This window comes from Streptomyces sp. RK9 (assembly GCF_045070545.1).
GTDB classification, from domain to species: domain Bacteria; phylum Actinomycetota; class Actinomycetes; order Streptomycetales; family Streptomycetaceae; genus Streptomyces; species Streptomyces alboflavus.
In genome coordinates, this window is record NZ_CP173704.1 from 3207455 (window position 1) to 3224902 (window position 17448).

At 72.0% G+C, this 17448-nt stretch carries 17 protein-coding genes and 1 pseudogene; 9 read left to right on the plus strand and 9 right to left on the minus strand.

All coding sequences use genetic code 11. The annotated features are described in order from the left end of the window. Positions 1–82 precede the first annotated feature (82 nt). The 3 genes and pseudogenes from AB6L24_RS34380 (at position 83) to AB6L24_RS34390 (ending at position 2075) form a co-directional block, all read left to right on the plus strand. The gene (locus AB6L24_RS34380; RefSeq protein ID WP_405661924.1) at positions 83–1093 is read left to right on the plus strand and encodes an AraC family transcriptional regulator; all 1011 of its coding nucleotides are present in this window, start codon (positions 83–85) and stop codon (positions 1091–1093) included. Beyond that, positions 1036–1770: pseudogene (locus AB6L24_RS34385) on the plus strand (AzlC family ABC transporter permease); the annotation flags it as partial. The gene AB6L24_RS34380 and the pseudogene AB6L24_RS34385, both read left to right, overlap by 58 nt. After that, positions 1767–2075 (plus strand): AzlD domain-containing protein, encoded by a 309-nt coding sequence (locus tag AB6L24_RS34390; RefSeq protein ID WP_405661927.1) that lies wholly within the window; start codon positions 1767–1769, stop codon positions 2073–2075. The pseudogene AB6L24_RS34385 and the gene AB6L24_RS34390, both read left to right, overlap by 4 nt. Before the next feature lie 39 nt (positions 2076–2114). Here the strand turns inward: AB6L24_RS34390 and AB6L24_RS34395 are convergent, their stop codons facing one another. Then, a complete protein-coding gene (locus AB6L24_RS34395; RefSeq protein WP_405661929.1) occupies positions 2115–3071 on the minus strand; it encodes a hypothetical protein in 957 nt (318 codons plus the stop codon). Between the two features lie 79 nt (positions 3072–3150). Here AB6L24_RS34395 and AB6L24_RS34400 point away from each other — a divergent pair, with 79 nt between their 5' ends. Both AB6L24_RS34400 and AB6L24_RS34405 read left to right on the plus strand, forming a co-directional pair. After that, a complete protein-coding gene (locus tag AB6L24_RS34400; RefSeq protein WP_405661932.1) occupies positions 3151–3345 on the plus strand; it encodes a DUF3046 domain-containing protein in 195 nt (64 codons plus the stop codon). 124 nt (positions 3346–3469) lie between these two features. After that, entirely contained in the window at positions 3470–4711 is a 1242-nt protein-coding gene (locus AB6L24_RS34405; RefSeq protein ID WP_405661934.1) for an AI-2E family transporter, read from the plus strand. A gap of 10 nt (positions 4712–4721) precedes the next feature. Here the strand turns inward: AB6L24_RS34405 and AB6L24_RS34410 are convergent, their stop codons facing one another. Further along, positions 4722–5657 (minus strand): SDR family NAD(P)-dependent oxidoreductase, encoded by a 936-nt coding sequence (locus AB6L24_RS34410; RefSeq protein WP_405661937.1) that lies wholly within the window; start codon positions 5655–5657, stop codon positions 4722–4724. Between the two features lie 189 nt (positions 5658–5846). Continuing rightward, positions 5847–6644, minus strand: coding sequence for an ArsR/SmtB family transcription factor (locus AB6L24_RS34415; RefSeq protein WP_405661940.1), 798 nt, complete (start codon positions 6642–6644; stop codon positions 5847–5849). 327 nt (positions 6645–6971) lie between these two features. Here AB6L24_RS34415 and recA point away from each other — a divergent pair, with 327 nt between their 5' ends. The 4 genes from recA (at position 6972) to AB6L24_RS34435 (ending at position 12294) form a co-directional block, all read left to right on the plus strand. Beyond that, positions 6972–8099 carry a recombinase RecA gene (gene recA, locus AB6L24_RS34420; RefSeq protein WP_380860102.1) on the plus strand — a complete coding sequence of 376 codons (1128 nt, stop codon included), beginning with the start codon at positions 6972–6974 and terminating at the stop codon, positions 8097–8099. A 3-nt stretch (positions 8100–8102) separates the two neighbouring features. Next, positions 8103–8864, plus strand: a complete 762-nt coding sequence (recX, locus tag AB6L24_RS34425) for a recombination regulator RecX (protein WP_405661943.1) — start codon at positions 8103–8105, stop codon at positions 8862–8864. A 95-nt stretch (positions 8865–8959) separates the two neighbouring features. Beyond that, positions 8960–9736, plus strand: coding sequence for an ArsR/SmtB family transcription factor (locus AB6L24_RS34430; RefSeq protein WP_405661945.1), 777 nt, complete (start codon positions 8960–8962; stop codon positions 9734–9736). Beyond that, the gene (locus tag AB6L24_RS34435; protein WP_405661948.1) at positions 9733–12294 is read left to right on the plus strand and encodes an FtsX-like permease family protein; all 2562 of its coding nucleotides are present in this window, start codon (positions 9733–9735) and stop codon (positions 12292–12294) included. Before AB6L24_RS34430 ends, AB6L24_RS34435 begins: the two co-directional genes overlap by 4 nt. Positions 12295–12387: 93 nt before the next feature. Here AB6L24_RS34435 and AB6L24_RS34440 read toward each other — a convergent pair whose 3' ends face one another. The 6 genes from AB6L24_RS34440 to AB6L24_RS34465 form a co-directional block, all read right to left on the minus strand. Further along, positions 12388–12852: a rhodanese-like domain-containing protein gene (locus AB6L24_RS34440; protein WP_405661950.1), complete on the minus strand. Its 465-nt coding sequence runs from the start codon at positions 12850–12852 to the stop codon at positions 12388–12390. Beyond that, positions 12849–13409 (minus strand): cysteine dioxygenase, encoded by a 561-nt coding sequence (locus tag AB6L24_RS34445; protein WP_405661952.1) that lies wholly within the window; start codon positions 13407–13409, stop codon positions 12849–12851. Before AB6L24_RS34445 ends, AB6L24_RS34440 begins: the two co-directional genes overlap by 4 nt. A gap of 70 nt (positions 13410–13479) precedes the next feature. Beyond that, positions 13480–13566, minus strand: coding sequence for a putative leader peptide (locus tag AB6L24_RS34450; RefSeq protein ID WP_346009348.1), 87 nt, complete (start codon positions 13564–13566; stop codon positions 13480–13482). Between the two features lie 67 nt (positions 13567–13633). Next, positions 13634–15469 (minus strand): FAD-dependent monooxygenase, encoded by a 1836-nt coding sequence (locus tag AB6L24_RS34455; protein ID WP_405661954.1) that lies wholly within the window; start codon positions 15467–15469, stop codon positions 13634–13636. Between the two features lie 222 nt (positions 15470–15691). Continuing rightward, complete coding sequence (locus AB6L24_RS34460) at positions 15692–16771, minus strand: amino acid ABC transporter permease (RefSeq protein ID WP_405661955.1); 1080 nt, start codon at positions 16769–16771, stop codon at positions 15692–15694. Next, the gene (locus AB6L24_RS34465; protein WP_405661957.1) at positions 16768–17415 is read right to left on the minus strand and encodes an amino acid ABC transporter permease; all 648 of its coding nucleotides are present in this window, start codon (positions 17413–17415) and stop codon (positions 16768–16770) included. Before AB6L24_RS34465 ends, AB6L24_RS34460 begins: the two co-directional genes overlap by 4 nt. Positions 17416–17448: the final 33 nt, after the last annotated feature.

Below are 17448 nucleotides of genomic sequence, written 5' to 3' on the forward strand. Positions count from 1 at the left end.
TCGTGCACCCCGCCACTGACAATGGCTCCGACCTGCGAAAAGCGCTTGCACCCGCGGCGCCGAACAGGCGCAGAATGGGGGTATGGCTGGTTCGGCGGAGCAGGCACGGCACTGGACGTACGCCGAGCTGCCCGGCGTCGACCTGCTGCGCGCCCACTACGTCCGCAAGACGTTCGCGCGCCACACCCACGAGCACTTCGTGATGGCGGCGATCCGCGAGGGCGTCGACGTGTTCCAGCACACCGGCGCCGACCGGCACGCCGGACCCGGCAGCATCGCCCTGATCAACCCCGACACACCGCACACCGGCCGCGCCGGAGACCCCGAGGGCTGGCGTTACGGAGCCGTCTATCCGGCCCCCGACGTGGTCGCCGCCATCGCCAGGGAGACGACCACCCTGCGGGGGACGCCCGGCTTCGTCCTGCCGGTCCTCGACGACCCGTACGCCGTGGCCCTGGTCCACCGGGTCCTTCGGGCCGCCGAGGAGGGCAACGCGCTCGCCGCCGACACGTTCCTGCGGGTCGCCGTCACCCGGCTGCTGCGGTCGAACGGCGGCAACCTGCCGCAGCGCGGTGTGCGCTCCGCGGGCGCGCGGGTCGCGGCACGCGCGCGTGCCGTCCTGGAGGAACGGCTCGTCGACCCGCCGAGCCTGGAGCGCCTCGCCGCCGGTCTCGGCGTCAGCTCCTTCGCCCTGCTGCGGGCCTTCCGCGACGCGTACGGCATGCCGCCGCACGCCTGGCTCACCGACGCGCGCGTGCGGCGCGCCCGCCGCCTCCTGGACGCCGGTACGAGCCCCGCGGAGGCGGCCGTCGCCGTCGGCTTCACCGACCAGCCGCACCTCAACCGGCACTTCGCGCGGATCGTCGGGGTGCCCCCGGGTGCCTACCAGCGGGAGCGCAAGAACGTACAAGACCGCCCCGACCTGTCCCTCGTAGCGTCCGGGGGGTGGCAGAGCGAACATCATCCCCAGACATACCCGGGCACTCCGAAGCAGCCCCTGAGGCCCCGGGGCCCGCGGTCGGCGCCGGTCCCGGTCCGGCCCGTCCCGACTCCGCTGTCGTCCGCGACGCCCTCGGCGTCGGAATCGCCGTAGGCCTCTCCGGCTTCGCCTTCGGGGTGACGTCGGCCGGCAGCGGCCTCACCGTGCTCCAGACCTGCGTGCTGAGCCTGCTGGCCTTCACCGGCGCCTCCCAGTTCGCCCTGGTCGGCGCGCTCGCCGGGGGCGGGAGCCCGTTCACGGCCGCCGTGGGCGCCGTCTTCCTCAGCATGCGCAACGCCTTCTACGGGATCAGGCTCTCCCAACTGCTCGCCCTCCCGCGCGCGGTGCGCCCGCTCGCCGCCCACATGGTGATCGACGAGACGACGGCCGTCTCCCTGGCGCAGCACGGCCGGCGCGCGGCACGGATCGGTTTCGTCGTGACCGGAGTCAGCCTCTACCTCTTGTGGAACCTCTCGACGTTCCTGGGTGCCCTCGGCGCGGAGGCCATCGGGGACACCGCCACCTGGGGGCTCGACGCCGCCGGTCCCGCCGTGTTCCTCGCGCTGCTCGCGCCGATGGTGCGGACCACGACGCAACGGGCCGTCGCGGCTGTCGCCGTCCTCCTGGGACTCGGACTGCTACCGGTGCTGCCCTCCGGAGTGCCGGTCCTCGCCGCCGCCCTCGCTGTCCCGGTCGTCCTCTACGTAGAGGGCCACAAACTCGTAGAGGGGCGCAGAGCACAGCGAGCACAGCAGGCACCCGACGACAGCGCGCAAGGGGAAGACCGTTGAACATCTGGATCGCCATCGCCGTGACGGTCGTCGGCTGCTACGCCGTCAAGCTCGCGGGTCTGCTCGTGCCCGCGGGCGCCCTGGAGCGGCCGCTCGTCCAGCGCACGGCCGCCCTGCTGCCGGTGGCACTGCTCGCCGCCCTCACGGCCCAGCAGGCCTTCGCCGACGGCCGGGTGCTCGTGCTCGACGCCAAGGCGGCGGGCCTGGCCGCAGCCGCCTTGGCGCTGCTGTTGCGCGCGCCCTTCCTGATGGTCATCGGGGCGGCCGTGGTCGTCACAGCGGGCGTGCGGGCCCTGGCGGGGTGAGCCGCGGAGGGCTGCTCCGCAGTGCGCCCGGGCGGGCCGTCAGCCGATGGACCGCCCGTACGCCCGCAGCGTGCGCAGCGCCTCGACCGTGACGATCGGACGGCACTCCAAGGCCGTGCCCGGCGCCCACTGACGCCACCGGATCGGCCAACCGCCGTCTCCTTGTTGCTCGTTCGCGAGGAAGTCCAGGGAGCGCGCCATCTCGTCATCCGTGAACCACGCGCGGGCGAGCGACTCCGGAGCCTTGGCGAAGTCGTACGCGAAGTGATGCTCCCCGGGGCCGTACCCCGGGGAGACCGGGTTGGCGTCGGCCTGCTCCGGGTCGAGGACCGCCAGGCGCTGCTCGCGGACCAGCCTGCCCAGCCGGTCGGCGGCCGCCTCCGCGCGCGGGCGGTCGGGCGCGCCGTCCAGGAAGGCGACGGCGGCCTGGATCTCGTACGGATGCGACTTCTCCAGGCTCTCCACGGTCTGCCAGCAGAAGTCGGTGGCCCGGAACAGCCAGGCGTGCCACACCTCGTTGCGGTGCAGCAGGCCCACCACAGGGCCCGTGGCGAGCAGTTCGCTGGGCGGGTCGGCCACCACGGGCACGAACGGCGCGGAGGGGTAGCCGCGCTGGCTGGGGTGGATCGCCGGGAGCGCGCCGTCCGGTGTCGACACCGAGGTCAGATAGCGGCACACCCGCTCCACGCGCATGCCGCCGCAGCGCTGGATGGAGTCCAGGACGCGCAGCGCGTGCCCGGTGTGCAGCGGCTGGCTGACCGGTCCGCGCAGGTCGGGTTCGAGCGCGTGGCCGTACCCGCCGTCCTCGTTGCCGTACGCGGCCAGCGCTGTCTCCACCGCGTCGGCGCTCCCGGTGTCGCCGTCCAGGAAGTGGTACGCGAACCGTCGCTGTTCGAGCACGCGCGCGGTGAGCCAGACGAACTGCTCGGCGCGGCGCAGCGGGGAGGACGGCGACGGGGAGGAAGCGGCGTGCGGGGACGCTCCGTTTTCGGCCATGTTCCGAAGGTAGGGCGGAACGCGGCTGGGGGAAGCCCTCTGTGCGGGGCTGCACTCTCAGGGGCGCGATACTGGACGCATGCGGTTGACGGTCTTCTGGCAGCGGATGGCGGCTCACTTCGGCGCGGGGTACGCCGAGACCTTCGCGCGCGATCATGTGATGACGGAGCTCGGCGGGCGCACGGTGCACCAGGCCCTTGACGCGGGCTGGGAGGCGAAGGACGTGTGGCAGGCGGTGTGCTCGGCCATGAACGTACCGGCTGAAAACCGCTGACACCGGGCAGCTCGGTCGCGGAGGGCGTGCCTGCACGCACGCGGTGACGTACTCCACGCGCGCGTAGGGCCATGAAATCCGGGGGCGGCGGCTGAACGGTCGTGGCGTGGGCGAGACTGGCACGGTGGCACCCACAGACGAGACCGCACAGATCACCCCCGAGGCAGCACCGCCCGGCACCACCCCGCCCGCCCAGCCCCCCTCGGCGGAGCAGGCCCGTGGCACCGGCATGCCGCGCTGGCTGCCGCGCGCCATGGTGCTCGCGCTCGCTCTGGTCGCCTGTTTCCAGCTCGGCAGCTGGGCCTTCCACCAGCTCACCGGACTGTTGATCAATATCTTGATCGCGTTCTTCCTGGCGCTCGCCGTCGAGCCCGCCGTGAGCTGGATGGCGGCCCGCGGACTGCGCAGGGGCCTGGCCACGGCCATCGTCTTCCTGGGCGTGTTGATCGCGAGCGCGGGCTTCATCACCATGATGGGATCCATGCTCGCGGGCCAGATCGTCGACATGGTCGAGGACTTCCCCGACTATCTGGACAAGGTCATCCGCTGGATCAACATGACCTTCGACACGGACCTGTCCCGGGTCGAGGTCCAGGACAGCCTCATCCACTCCGACTGGCTGCGGAAGTACGTCCAGAACAGCGCGAGCGGCGTCCTGGACGTCTCCGCCCAGGTGCTCGGCGGTCTCTTCCAGCTCCTGACGATCCTGCTGTTCTCGTTCTACTTCGCCGCCGACGGGCCCCGGCTGCGGCGCGCGCTGTGCTCCGTGCTGCCGCCCGCCAAGCAGGCCGAGGTCCTGCGCGCCTGGGAGATCGCGGTCAACAAGACCGGCGGCTACCTCTACTCCCGCGGTCTGATGGCGCTGATCTCCGGGATCGCGCACTACATCCTGCTCCAAGTACTCGAAGTGCCCTACGCCCCCGTGCTCGCGGTGTGGGTCGGCCTGGTCTCGCAGTTCATCCCGACGATCGGAACCTATCTAGCGGGCGCCCTGCCGATGCTGATCGCCTTCACCGTGGACCCCTGGTACGCGCTGTGGGTGCTGATCTTCGTCGTGATCTACCAGCAGTTCGAGAACTACGTCCTGCAGCCCAAGCTCACCGCCAAGAGCGTGGACATCCACCCGGCGGTCGCCTTCGGGTCGGTCATCGCCGGCACGGCGCTCCTCGGCGCGGTCGGCGCCCTGGTCGCCATCCCGGCGGTCGCGACGCTCCAGGCCTTCCTGGGGGCGTACGTGAAGCGGTACGACGTCATGGACGACCCGCGTGTGCACGGGCACCGTCGCCGCGACGGATCGTCCCTCCTCGCGCGCGTGCGGCGTCTGGTGTCGGGGCCCGGGGACGAGACGCCGCCCGACGCGCGGTAGCGGAGCGCGGCTACGTCAGGCCGAGGCCCGGGTCGACGCCCACGAGGTCGCGACTGGCCGCCCACAGCCGGTCCGCGACCGCGGGATCGGCCATGTGCGGCGGTACCGGCTCAAGGCGGGGCCTGCCGCGCAGGCCGAAGACGCTCGGCCCCCACAGCTGCCCTCCGCGCACGTCCGGGTCCAGGGCGGCCCGCACGAGGGGCCACGCTCCCGCGTCCTTGCCCTGGACCAGCAGCCCGGCGGGCAGGCCGCGCAGCCGCTCGCCGACGCTCCGGGAGTGCACCGGCGGCCGGGAAGGCGTCAGGGCGTCCAGCGCGCCCCCGGGATGGGCCACCACACTGCGTACCGGGCTGCCGACGGCGCGCAGGCGGCGGTCGAGCTCGAAGCCGAAGGCCATCTGCGCCAGCTTCGAGCGGCCGTAGGCGCGCTTCGGCCGGTAGTCGTGGGCGCACTGCAGATCGGCCGGGTCGAGGCGTTCGGACCGGGCCGCGAAACTGCCGACCGTCACGACACGGCCCGTCGGTGCCGCGGTGAGCAGCGGTGCGAGCCATCCGGTCAGCGCGAAGTGGCCGAGGTGGTTGGTGGCGAACATCAGCTCGTGGCCGTGCCTGTTCTCGCGACGCGGTGGATCGTCCAGCGCGATCCCGGCGTTGTGGACCACCGCGTCCAGGCGGTCGATGTCCCACGCGTCCACGGCGGACTTCAGGGACGCCGGTTCGGCCAGGTCCAGCGGCAGGTGGTGCAGGCGGGCCCCGGGGACGTACGAGCGGATCGAGGCCATGGCGGCCTCGGCCTTCCGCGGGTCCCGGCTGCCGAGCACGATCCGGGCTCCGGTCGCGGCGAGCTGCTCCGCCACGAAGTAGCCGATACCGGCGTTGCCCCCGGTGATCAGGAAGGTCCGTCCCGGGGCGGACGGCAGGACGTGGACGTCCCAGGGCTGGTGCACAGCGGCTCCTCGCGCTCGGGTGCCGCTCACGCGGGCGGCATCGACGCTTTCACCGTCACAGCCGCTGCCGACACCCTGGCGATGGTTCGTCCGTCGGCGCCGACAGGCTGCCGACAGCCCTCCGGGAACACCGGGCGGGCTGTCGGGCCGAGGGGGGCGCGGTCCTGTCTGTGCCGTCGAACTACGGAGTCAGCCCTCGTGTGCGTCGGCGAGCGGTTCGCCCGTCTCCAGGAGGCTCTTCAGGCTGGAGAGGATGGCCGGCCAGCCCTGGCTGCACATCGAGTGCAGCACGCCGGCGGGGTCGAATTCGTGGGTCACGGTCAGCTTGACCTGATCGCCGTGCGGCTCGAGGTCGAAGGTGACCTGGGAGCGGCGCTCCGCGGCGAGCTGGGCGCGTGTCTCCTCGCTGACGCCGTTGGCCTTGGCCCACTGCGGGGTGAAGGTGTGCCAGGTGTAGGACAGTCGGCTGTGGGGTTCGTGGGCGAGGACGATCTGCTCGGGGTGTTCGGTGACGCTGCCGTCGGACTCGGTCCAGGCCATGGGGGATCCCTCGGCCCAGTCGGTCGTGAAGCTCACGCCCCAGTAGCGGTCGGTGAAGGCCGGGTCGGTCAGGGCCTGCCAGAGCCGTTCGGGGGTCGTGCGGATGTAGGTCGTGTAGACGAAGGTCTTGTTGTCCATGGGAGGTTGCTCCAGGGCTCTCTTCAGGTCCGCGAGCGCGTTGACCCGCTCGCGGTCGAATCGGCTGATCCATCGCTCCGCGATGGCGTTGATCGGAGCGGCGTTCAAGTAGTGCAGCTTCTCCCGCCCCTGCCGCACCGTGGTCACCAGCTCGGCCGCCTCCAGCACGGCCAGGTGCTTGCTGACCGACTGCCGGGCCATGTCCAGTCCGGCGCACAGCTCCCGCAGGGTCTGCCCGTTGCGGTCCCGGAGCCGGTCCAGCAGCCGACGGCGACTGGGGTCGGCCAGTGCCTTGAACACCGCGTCCATGTCTGCCACCCCCAGTCATGCAGCCAGGTGGCTGCCTTTTCATGATGGGCAGCCAATTGGCTGCATGTCAAGCGGGAGGTCGAGATGAAGCTCGCAGGGTGCCGCGTGGTGCGCTTGACAGTAAAATCGAACATCCATTCATATAGGGGTTCTGGTGGCGCGTTCCCGGGGGTTCACGGGGGGATCCCCGGGCCGCGCCGGTGGCTCGAGGAGGGCGGATCGCCCGGAGTTATCCACAGGCCGGGCGGGCGTCGGGGCGCATTGTCAGTGGCAGGCGTTAGCGTCTTTGACGTGAAGCGATCGACTCAAGCAAATCGGGTGGAACCCATGGCAGGAACCGACCGCGAGAAGGCGCTCGACGCCGCGCTCGCACAGATTGAACGGCAATTCGGCAAGGGCGCAGTGATGCGCATGGGCGAGCGGCCGAACGAGCCCATCGAGGTCATCCCCACCGGGTCGACCGCGCTCGACGTCGCACTCGGCGTGGGCGGCATCCCCCGCGGCCGCGTGGTGGAGGTGTACGGCCCGGAGTCCTCCGGCAAGACGACCCTCACCCTGCACGCCGTGGCCAACGCCCAGCGGGCCGGCGGCGCGGTGGCCTTCGTGGACGCCGAGCACGCCCTCGACCCGGAGTACGCCAAGAAGCTCGGCGTCGACATCGACAACCTCATCCTGTCCCAGCCGGACAACGGCGAGCAGGCCCTCGAGATCGTCGACATGCTCGTCCGCTCCGGCGCCCTCGACCTGATCGTCATCGACTCCGTCGCCGCCCTGGTGCCGCGCGCGGAGATCGAGGGCGAGATGGGCGACTCGCACGTGGGTCTGCAGGCCCGTCTGATGAGCCAGGCGCTCCGGAAGATCACCAGCGCGCTCAACCAGTCCAAGACCACCGCGATCTTCATCAACCAGCTCCGCGAGAAGATCGGTGTGATGTTCGGCTCCCCGGAGACCACGACCGGTGGCCGCGCGCTGAAGTTCTACGCCTCCGTGCGCATGGACATCCGCCGCATCGAGACCCTCAAGGACGGCACGGACGCGGTCGGCAACCGCACCCGCGTCAAGGTCGTCAAGAACAAGGTCGCGCCCCCCTTCAAGCAGGCCGAGTTCGACATCCTCTACGGCCAGGGCATCAGCCGCGAGGGCGGCCTGATCGACATGGGCGTGGAGCACGGCTTCGTCCGCAAGGCCGGCGCCTGGTACACGTACGAGGGCGATCAGCTCGGCCAGGGCAAGGAGAACGCCCGCAACTTCCTCAAGGACAACCCCGACCTCGCCAACGAGATCGAGAAGAAGATCAAGGAGAAGCTGGGCGTCGGTGTGCGCCCGGAGACCCCGGCGGAGCCGGGCGCGGACGCCGCGGTCGGCGCGGCCCCCGCGGAGGAGGACGCCGCCAAGACCGTGCCCGCCCCCGCGGTCAAGGCCACCAAGTCCAAGGCCGCTGCGGCCAAGAGCTAGGCCATGACGCGACGAACCGACTGGGCGGACCGCGCCGACCCCGCGGGGCGAAGCCGCCCCGAGGCCGTCGGCCCGGACGGCCGCGCCCCGGCCGGTGTCGCCCCGGGACTCCCGGGCGACGACGAGAGCGGCGGCCCGTACGGGGGCGGTCGTGGCGGCAGGGGTGGTCGCGCCGGTGGCCGTCGGCGGCGCGGCGGCTTCGGCGGCCAACAGGACAGCGGTTCCCCGTCCTCGTCGAGGGCCGAGGACGGGGAACCGCCCACGGGGGACCCGGCTGAGCGGGCACGGGCCATCTGCCTGCGCCTGCTCACCGGGACCCCGCGCACGCGCAAACAGCTCGCCGACGCGTTGCGCAAGCGGGAGATCCCCGACGACGTGGCGGAGGAAGTGCTGTCCCGCTTCGAAGAGGTCGGCCTCATCAACGACGAGGCCTTCGCGGACGCCTGGGTCGAGTCCCGGCACCACGGCCGGGGCCTGGCGCGGCGGGCGCTCGCGCGGGAGCTGCGCACCAAGGGCGTGGACTCGGCTGTGATCGACGAGGCCGTCGGGCAGTTGGACGCGGACCAGGAAGAAGCGACCGCCCGCGAGCTCGTCGCCCGCAAGCTCCGCTCCACCCGCGGCCTCGACCGGGACAAGAGACTCCGCCGCCTCGCCGGCATGCTCGCCCGCAAGGGGTACGCGGAGGGCATGGCGCTCCGCGTCGTGCGCCAGGCCCTGGAGGAAGAGGGGGAGGACACGGACGACCTGGGGTACGAGGCGTACTGACCTGGTATCCCGGCCGGAAGGTGGGGTTGTCCCCACCCTGAACATGCCTGGCCGCCTCAGTGCACAGATACCTGTGCACAGGCGACTGTGTACGCATGGCTCAGGACGAGAGCACGACTGACGACGACGCCGTGCCCGGCGAGGGCAGTGCCTCCCAGGACGGCGCCCCCGCCGGGGTTCCGGAGAGCAGCGCGCAGGTCGGGGCACCGAAGAGCGGCACCCCCGCCGAGGCGTCGGCGGGCGGCACCCCCGCGAGCAGCCACCTCCCGCCCGCACCGCAGGAGCTCGACGACCTCCAGGTGCTCAAGGCGCTCGCGCAGCCCCGGCGGCAGCAGATGCTCCAGCACCTCACCCTGCACGGCCCCGCCACCTCCGCGACGCTGGCGCGCGCCCTCGGCCTCAACACCGGGGCCACCAGCTACCACCTCCGCGAACTGGCGCGCTACGGCTTCGTCGAGGAGACACCGGGCCCCGGGCACGGGCGGGAGCGCTGGTGGCGCATGATCCCCGGCGACCGGCGCTTCCCGCCCCGCAGTCGGCAGAGCGCCGAGACGCGGCTCGTCATGGACGAGCTGAACCACCACGCGTACGCCGCCGACCTCGAACTCTTCGCCCGGCTCCAGCAGGAGACCGACGCCGACGACGCCGGCGAATGGGCCGACGCCTTCCCGTACTCGCGCGGCACGATGCGCCTGACGGTGGCCGAACTCCGTGAGTTCTTCGAGGAGTACATCGCGCTCCTCAACCGCTACAAGCGCCCCGAAGCCGACACCCCGTCCGGCGCGCGCACGGTGCTCACCCGCTTCCTCGCCTTCCCGACCCCGGTGACCGACGAGGCCGCCGACAACCGCAAAGGTCCCCAGACGCCATGATGCTGAGCTACGCACTGCAGACGATCAGGGACCGCAAAGGCGGATTCCTCGGCGCGTTCGTCGCGTTGATGTGCGCCGCAGCGCTCATCACGGCCTGCGGCACGCTCCTGGAGACAGGCCTGCGCGGCACCATCCGCACCGAGCGCTACGCCGCCGCCCCCGTGATCGTCTCCGCGGACCAGAACGTCCACAAGACGACGGTCAAGCACAAGAAGGGCAAGACCAAGGTCAAGCACAAGGCCAAGCCGATAGCCGAGCGGGCCTGGCTGTCGGACAGTGTCACGCAACGGCTCAAGGGCGTCCCCGGCGTCGGCAAGGTGGTGCCCGAACTGACCTTTCTGGCAGAGCCGTTGACGCCCCCGGGGGCGCGCGACGCGAACCGCCCCGCGTACGGCCACGCCTGGACGTCGGCCGCCCTCACGCCCTTCAGGATCGCCGAAGGCCGGGTACCGCGCGCCGACACCGACCTCGTCATCGACCGTGGCCTCGCCGACCGCGCCGGACTCCAGCCCGGCGACCGCCTCACCGTGCAGTCGACGCAGGCCCCGCGCACGTACCGCGTCACGGGCATCGCCACTCCCGGCCGTGGCGACGACAGTGGCGACGGCGCGCTCGCACACCAGACCGCGCTGTTCTTCTCCACCCAGGAGGCCCAGCGGCTCGCCGCCCACCCGGGCAAGGTCACCGCCGTGGGTGTCGTACCGGCCGACGGCACCTCCGCCGACCAGCTCAAGGCCGCCGTCAAGAAGACGCTCAGCGGCACGACTGCGCAGGTCAGCACCGGTGGTGACCGGGGGCCGGTCGAGTTCCTCGACGCCGCGGGCGCCCGGGTGCGCCTGGTCAGCATCGGCGGCGCGATGGGCGGCACATCCCTGCTCGTCGCCGTCCTCGTGGTCGTCGGCACCTTCGCGCTCTCCATCCAGCAGCGCCACCGCGAACTGGCCCTGCTGCGCGCCATCGCCGCGAGCCCCAAGCAGATCCGCCGTCTGCTCGGCCGTGAGGCGCTCATCGTCGGAGCGGCCGGGGGAGCGCTCGGCGCGCTCGCCGGAATCCCGCTCGGCGGCCTGCTGTACGACGAGTTCGTGTCCCGCGGCGCCGTCCCGGCGACCCTCGACCGTGTCGTCAGCCCCTTTCCGCTGCTCGCCGCCTTCGCCGCGACGCTCCTGGGCGCCTGGGCCGCCGCCCGCCTCTCCGCGCGCCGCATCGTGCGGATCCGCCCGGGCGAAGCCCTCGCCGAGGCCCGCGTCGAGCCCGCAAGGCCGTCCTGGGCCCGCATCGGGGCAGGCCTCGCCCTCCTCGCCGGAGGGATCGTCCTCGTCGTCGTCCTCGGCAGCCTGCGCACCGAACCCGCCTCGACTCCCGTCACCTTCCTGGCCGTTGTGGTCCTCGCCACCTCCGTCGCCCTGCTCGGGCCGTTCACCGTGAAGGCGGCCGCCGCTCTCCTCCGCCTCCCGCTGCGCACGACCGGACCCGGCGGCCGCCTCGCGCACGCCAACCTGCGCGGAAACGCCGCCCGCATGGCCGCAGCCGTCACCCCCCTCGTCCTGCTCATCGGCATGACCTGCACTGTCCTGTTCGTCCAGCCCACCCTCGACGCCGCCGCCACCGCCCAGGCCCGCGACGGCGTCCGCGCGGACTGGGTCCTGACCGCGCGGGGGCCGGGCGTGCCCGGGCAGGCCGCCGGGCAGCTGCGGACGGCCGCGGGCGTCGACGCCGTCACCGAGGTCGTCCGCACGACCGTCCGCGTCGGCCTCGACAAGTACCCGGCGCAGGGCGTGACCCCGGCGGGCCTCGGGCGCACTTGGGACCCGGACGTCACCGCGGGCTCGCTGACGTCCTTCGGCGCGGGCGACGTCGCCCTCAGCGAGGTCGCCGCCGACCAGCTCGGCGTGCGGCCCGGCAGCAGCCTCAAGCTCACCCTCGGCGACGGCACCCCGACGACCCTGAAGGTCACCGCCGTCTACGCGCGCGGGCTCGGCTTCGGCGATCTGACCATGGCCCACGAACTGGTCGCCCGCCACGTCGACAACCCGCTCGCCGCCACGGTCCTCGTCAAGACCGACCGTACGAAGGATCAACTCGCGAAGGCCCTCACGAAGTTCCCGAACGTACAGGTCCAGTCACCCTCCGCGGTCGGCACCCTCCAGGCCGAGCGCGGGCAGGCGAACGCCGAGGCGAACCACGTGGCCATGGGTCTGATCCTGGCCTTCACCGCGATCGCCGTCGTCAACACGTTCGCCATGTCGATCTCCGAACGCGCCCGGGAGTTCGCGCTGCTCCGCCTCGCCGGGGCGACGCGCCGCCAGGTCCTGCGGATGCTGCGCACCGAGGCACTCGCCGTCCTGCTCCTCGCGACCGTGCTCGGCAGTGGCATCGCCCTCGCCGTCCTGACCGGCTTCAGCGTCGGCATGACCGGCGCCGCGGCGCCGGCCGTCCTGCCCCTCGTCCTCGCGGCGGTGGTCGGCGTCGCCGGCCTGCTCGCCCTGACGGCGACGGCACTGCCCGGCCGGGCCGCCCTGAAGCCGCGCCCGGTCACGCTCGCGACAGCCAGGGAGTAAGCGGCGTACGCACTGAGGGAGTACTAAGCGAGTAAGGGGCGTCCGCCACTGCGGACGCCCCTTACTCGCTTACTCGTTTTACTCGCTTACTCGTTACCCTTGCGCGGCCTGCTCGACCGGTAGCCCCGCCGCCTTCCACGCCTGGAACCCGCCGATGAGGTCCGTCGCGTGTCGCAGCCCCAACTGCCGCAGGGAGGCGGCCGCGAGGCTCGACGCGTAGCCCTCGTTGCAGAACACCACGACCCGCAGTTCGTGGCTGGTGGCCTCGGGGGCGCGGTGGCTGCCCTGGGGGTCGAGGCGCCACTCCAGTTCGTTGCGTTCGACGACGAGGGCGCCGGGGATCAGGCCGTCCCGCTCGCGCAGCTCCGCGTACCGGGTGTCGACGAGCAGACCGCCGGAGTCAGCGATGTCGTGCGCCTGTTCAGGGGTGACCCGGTCGAGCCCGCGCCGTACCCGCTCCAGCAACTCGTCGATGCCCACGGGGGACTGGGGTTCTCCGGAGGGGTGCTGTTCCGCCGGGACTCCGGGGACGCCGTTCACTTCCAGGCCCGCGCTCACTGCCAGTCCTCCGGGCGCTCGACGTGCTCGAGGCGCAGCACTGCGCCGGTGCGGCTGTAGCGGCGGATCTGTGGGAGCGGGGGGTAGTAGGCGTGCACGGAGATGGCGTGCTGGTCCGTGGACTCGTTGAGCACCTCGTGCACGTGGTTGCGGCCGAAGGCCCGGCCCTGTCCGGTGGCGAGGCGGCGTTCGCGGTCGACGCCCTCGGTGAGTTCCAGGGTCTTCCAGCCGTCGGTGGGCAGGCGGGCGGCGAGCGAGTTCTCCTTGAGGGTGCCCGCGGCGGTGGTGAACGCGCCCACCGACTCGGCGTGGTCGTGCCAGCCGGTGCCGGTGCCGGGCGGCCAGCCGATCAGCCAGGCCTCGCTGCCCTGGGGGCCTTCGAGGCGGACCCAGGTGCGGCCCTCCGCGTCCAGGGGCAGCGAGGCGATGAGGTCGGTGTCGGCCGCGGCGCGGCGCACGAAGTCGAGGAGCTCGGCCGAGGTGGGCTTCGCCGTCGGCCGGGCGGGCGTGGGCAGCGCGGCGGGTACGGGAGCAGAGGCCGGTACGGAGGCAGACATGGGGTCCGTCCAGTGAGTTCGCGGAAGCGCACGCCGACGTACGGCATGCGCGGAAAGGGGAATGGCGAATTCAGCAGGACGGCCGACACACGCAGCCCGCATAGCGGACGAGGTCCATATGGACCCTCCGCCACAGGCGAACAGCGGTGTCGGTCATGGTCCGGAGTAGACCATGCGGCCGGGAGACGGTCAACTCATGTTCAGCATCCGGTCGGTCGGTGATCTCAGGATGAACCACCGGGCTTCTTGGGACCGCGCTTTCCGCTGGTCGGAGCGTTGGAGGGAGGCTTGGAGGAGGCTTTGGAGGGGGTGTTGGACGGGGCCCGGGAGGGCGCGTCGGACCCGGAGTCGGACGTGTGCTCGGGTGAGGCGTCGGACGCCTCGCCGGGACCGGGGCCGGAACCGGGACCTGAACCAGGACCCGAACCGGGACCCGAACCGGAGCGGGAATCCGCACCCCTCCCGCCCGCACCACCCTTGCCCGCCGCTTCGCCCAGCGCCCCCTCCCCCAGCGCCGCCTCGGCCGCCGCGTACAGCTCCGCCGGACGGACCCCGCTGAGCGCGGTGACCAGATGGCCGTCGGGGCGTACGAGAAGGACGCTGTGCGCCGCGGCGCCCGGGTAGGCCTCCGCGACGAGGAGTTCTGCGGGGTGGGGGAGCGCGGTGACCGCGGCGGCGAGCCGGGGCATGATCCCGGCCGTCACCCAGTGCCGCCGCTCCCACACGACGGTGCCCGGCGCCACAAGAACGACGAGCAGATGGCCGCGGCCGAGCCGGTCCCGCAGCCGGACGAAGGTGCCGTCGGGCGCGGTCACGCCCACATCGGTGACCGGACTGCCCGGTTCCGTGTCCACCGCCACGACGGAGTCCGAACTCTCCGGGGCCAGCGGCGAGTCGGCGTACCTGCCGGGGCCGCCCAGCTGTCCGTTGCCCACGTGGCCGTCCATGAGCAGGGCGTCCTGCCCGCGCGCGGTCCCGGGGACGTACGCCCGCAGGCCCTTGCCGCCGCGCAGTGCGGGCAGCGCCTGGTCGGCGGCGCGCAGCCGACCGGAGACGGCGCCGCGGCGCTCGGCCTGATAGCTGTCGAGCAGGGCCTCGCGCGAGCCGTGGTGCCAGGCGAGGGCCAGCTTCCAGGCGAGGTTGTCCGCGTCGCGCAGGCCCTCGTCCAGGCCGTGGGTGCCGAGCGCGCCGAGCAGGTGCGCGGCGTCCCCGGCCAGGAAGGCGCGGCCGACCCGCCACCGGCGGGCGAGGCGGTGGTGGACGGTGTGGACGCCGGTGTCGAGCAGTTCGTACGCCGGTGTGGCGCCGCCGCACCAGCCGGCGAGCGTCTCGCGGATGCGGGTCACGAGGACGTCGGGTGTCACCAGCTCGCCGCGCGGCGGCAGGAGCCAGTCGATCCGCCACGCGCCGTCGGCCAGCGGACGTCCCGTCACCTCGGCACCGCCACCGCGCCAAGGAGGGCTCCGGTGCAACAACGCCTGGCCGGGCCACGGAAGTTCCGTGCGCAGCGCGGCGACCGCGTGCCGCTCCACCGCCGTGCGCCCCGGGAAGCGGACGTCGAGCAGCTTGCGCACCGTCGAGCGGGGCCCGTCGCACCCCACCAGATAACTGCCACGCCACCAGGTGTCCTTGAGGCCCCGCGTGTGGGCGGTGAGCCCGGAGGCGTCCTGCTCCAGGGCGTCGAGCTTGCTCTCCACGGCGACCTTGACGAGGCGTTCGTCGGCGATGGCGGCCCGCAGCGCGCCGGTCAGCTCGTGCTGCGGGACGTGCAGTGGAGAGGGCAGCTCGTCACTGAACGTGAGCTCGCGCATCACCTGCTTGCGGCGCATCGAACGCCATCCGATCCAGCGCGCGCCGGTCTCCACGTCGCCGAAGGAGTGCCCGGTGAGCCGTTCGACGAGCGCCGTGGTGTCCTCGCGCAGGACAGCGGTCCGCGCGGGGCGCTGCTCGTCCTTGCCGGGTCCTTCGTCGAGGACGACGGTGGGGACGGAGTGACGTGCGAGAGCCAGGGCGAGGGTGAGGCCGACGGGACCCGCGCCGACGACGATCACCGGGTCCACGGCGCGCGGCCTCCTGCCAGGACGGTCCGGGGGCGCTGGACGTACGTACAGGAAATGGCAGTTGGAGCCCGGTGCACGATCACAGAACGTATGCAACAGACTGCATGGCACCCCGTCAAGCGGACGCTCGGGGCGTACCCCGTCGGGAGACTGGGCGGCGCACCGGAACGGCGATGGCCCGCCGGTGTTCCGGCGGGCCATCGCGGTGTGCGTGCGCGAACGCTACTTCTTGAGGTCCGGGGGCGGGGTGTCCTCCGGCGGCTCGGAGGCACCGCCGTCGGTCGGGGCCGTACCGTCAGCCGTACCGTCCGTGGACGTCGTCCCTTCCGCGGAAGTCGCCCTCTCCGTAGAGGCCGATTCCTCCGCCACGGCCACGCTGTCCGCCGTCGGCGGGACGACGGGCGACACGGGCTTGTCGAGCACCTGCGGGGCCTCGGCGGGCTCCGCGGCGGCCGCCACCCTGATGCCCGTCTTCGCCCGGCTGCCGCGCCGCTCGATCCACGTGGCGAGGGACGAGAGGGCCAGACACATCACGATGTAGATGGCGCCGACCACGATGACCACGGGGGTGATCGGGTTCTCGCCGTTGACGATGATGTTGTTCGCCATCGTGCGGGCGGCGAAGAGCAGCTCGTCGTACGTGATGATGTAGCCGAGGGACGTGTCCTTCAGCGTCACCACCAGCTGGCTGATGACCGTCGGCAGCATGGCGCGGATCGCCTGGGGCATCTGCAGGGTGATCATGACCTGCGACTTGCGCAGACCGAGCGCGTAACCGGCCTCGACCTGACCGCGTGGCACGGCGTTGACGCCCGCGCGGAACACCTCGGCCTGGACGCAGCCGTTGTACACGGTGAGGCCGATGACCAGAGCCCAGAAGGAGCTGTTCTCGCCGATCACACCCAGGTCGTTCTGGTAGGTGAGGATCAGCACCCACAGCGCGTAGATGGTGATCAGCAGCGGGACGGCGCGGAACAGCTCGATGAAGCCCGTGGCGAACCAGCGGATCGCCCGGTGGTCCGAGAGCCGGCCGACCGAGAGCAGCAGGCCGAGGGCGAGCGAGAGGACTCCCGCGAGGGCGAACACCTTGAGGGTGCTCAGGAGGCCGTCGCGGATCTTGTTCCGCACGCCCGCGTTGTTGAAGATGTCCCAGACCTCGGGCTCCAGCTGGCCCTTGTCGTGCAGTCGGAAGATCGCGAAGACGATCAGGCCGAGCACGGCGAGCGAGCCGATGACCGTGTAGATCCGGTTGCGCAGACGGGCCTTCGGTCCCGGCGCGTCGTACAGGACGCTCGCACTCATCGCGCGACCCCCAAGCGGCGCTCAAGCAGCCGGAAGAGACCGCTGATGGTGAAGGTGATGATCAGGTAGCCGATGGCCACCCAGAGGAAGATCCAGGCGATGTCGAAGCCCTTGTCGCTGAGCAGCTTCTGCACGCCGAACAGCTCCGTCACGCTGAACGCGCCCGCGATGGCGGAGTTCTTCGTCAGGGCGATGAAGATCGAGCTGAGCGGAGGGATCACCGTGCGGGTGGCCTGCGGCAGGACGATCAGACGCAGGGTCTGGAAGAACGTCATGCCGATGGAGCGGGCGGCCTCCGCCTGGCCCAGGGGCACCGTGTTGATGCCGGACCTGATGGCCTCGCAGACGAACGCCGAGGTGTAGAAGCCGAGCGCGATCAGCGCCTTGGCCCAGGGGCTGAGACCCGGCATGAAGATCACGGGAACGACGAACCACGCCACGAGGAAGAGCACCGTGAGCGGGGTGTTCCGGAAGAGCGTGACCCAGGCCGCGCCGAAGAAGCGCAGCGGGGGCACGGGGGACACGCGGAACCCGGCGATCACGATCCCCAGCACCATCGCCAGGGCTCCGCTGGCCAGGGTCAGCAGGATGGTTCCTATGAACCCCTCCCGGAATTCCGGGAGATGATCGAGCAAAACATTCACGGAGATGTCCTAGCGGCGGCTGCTGTCGGGCGG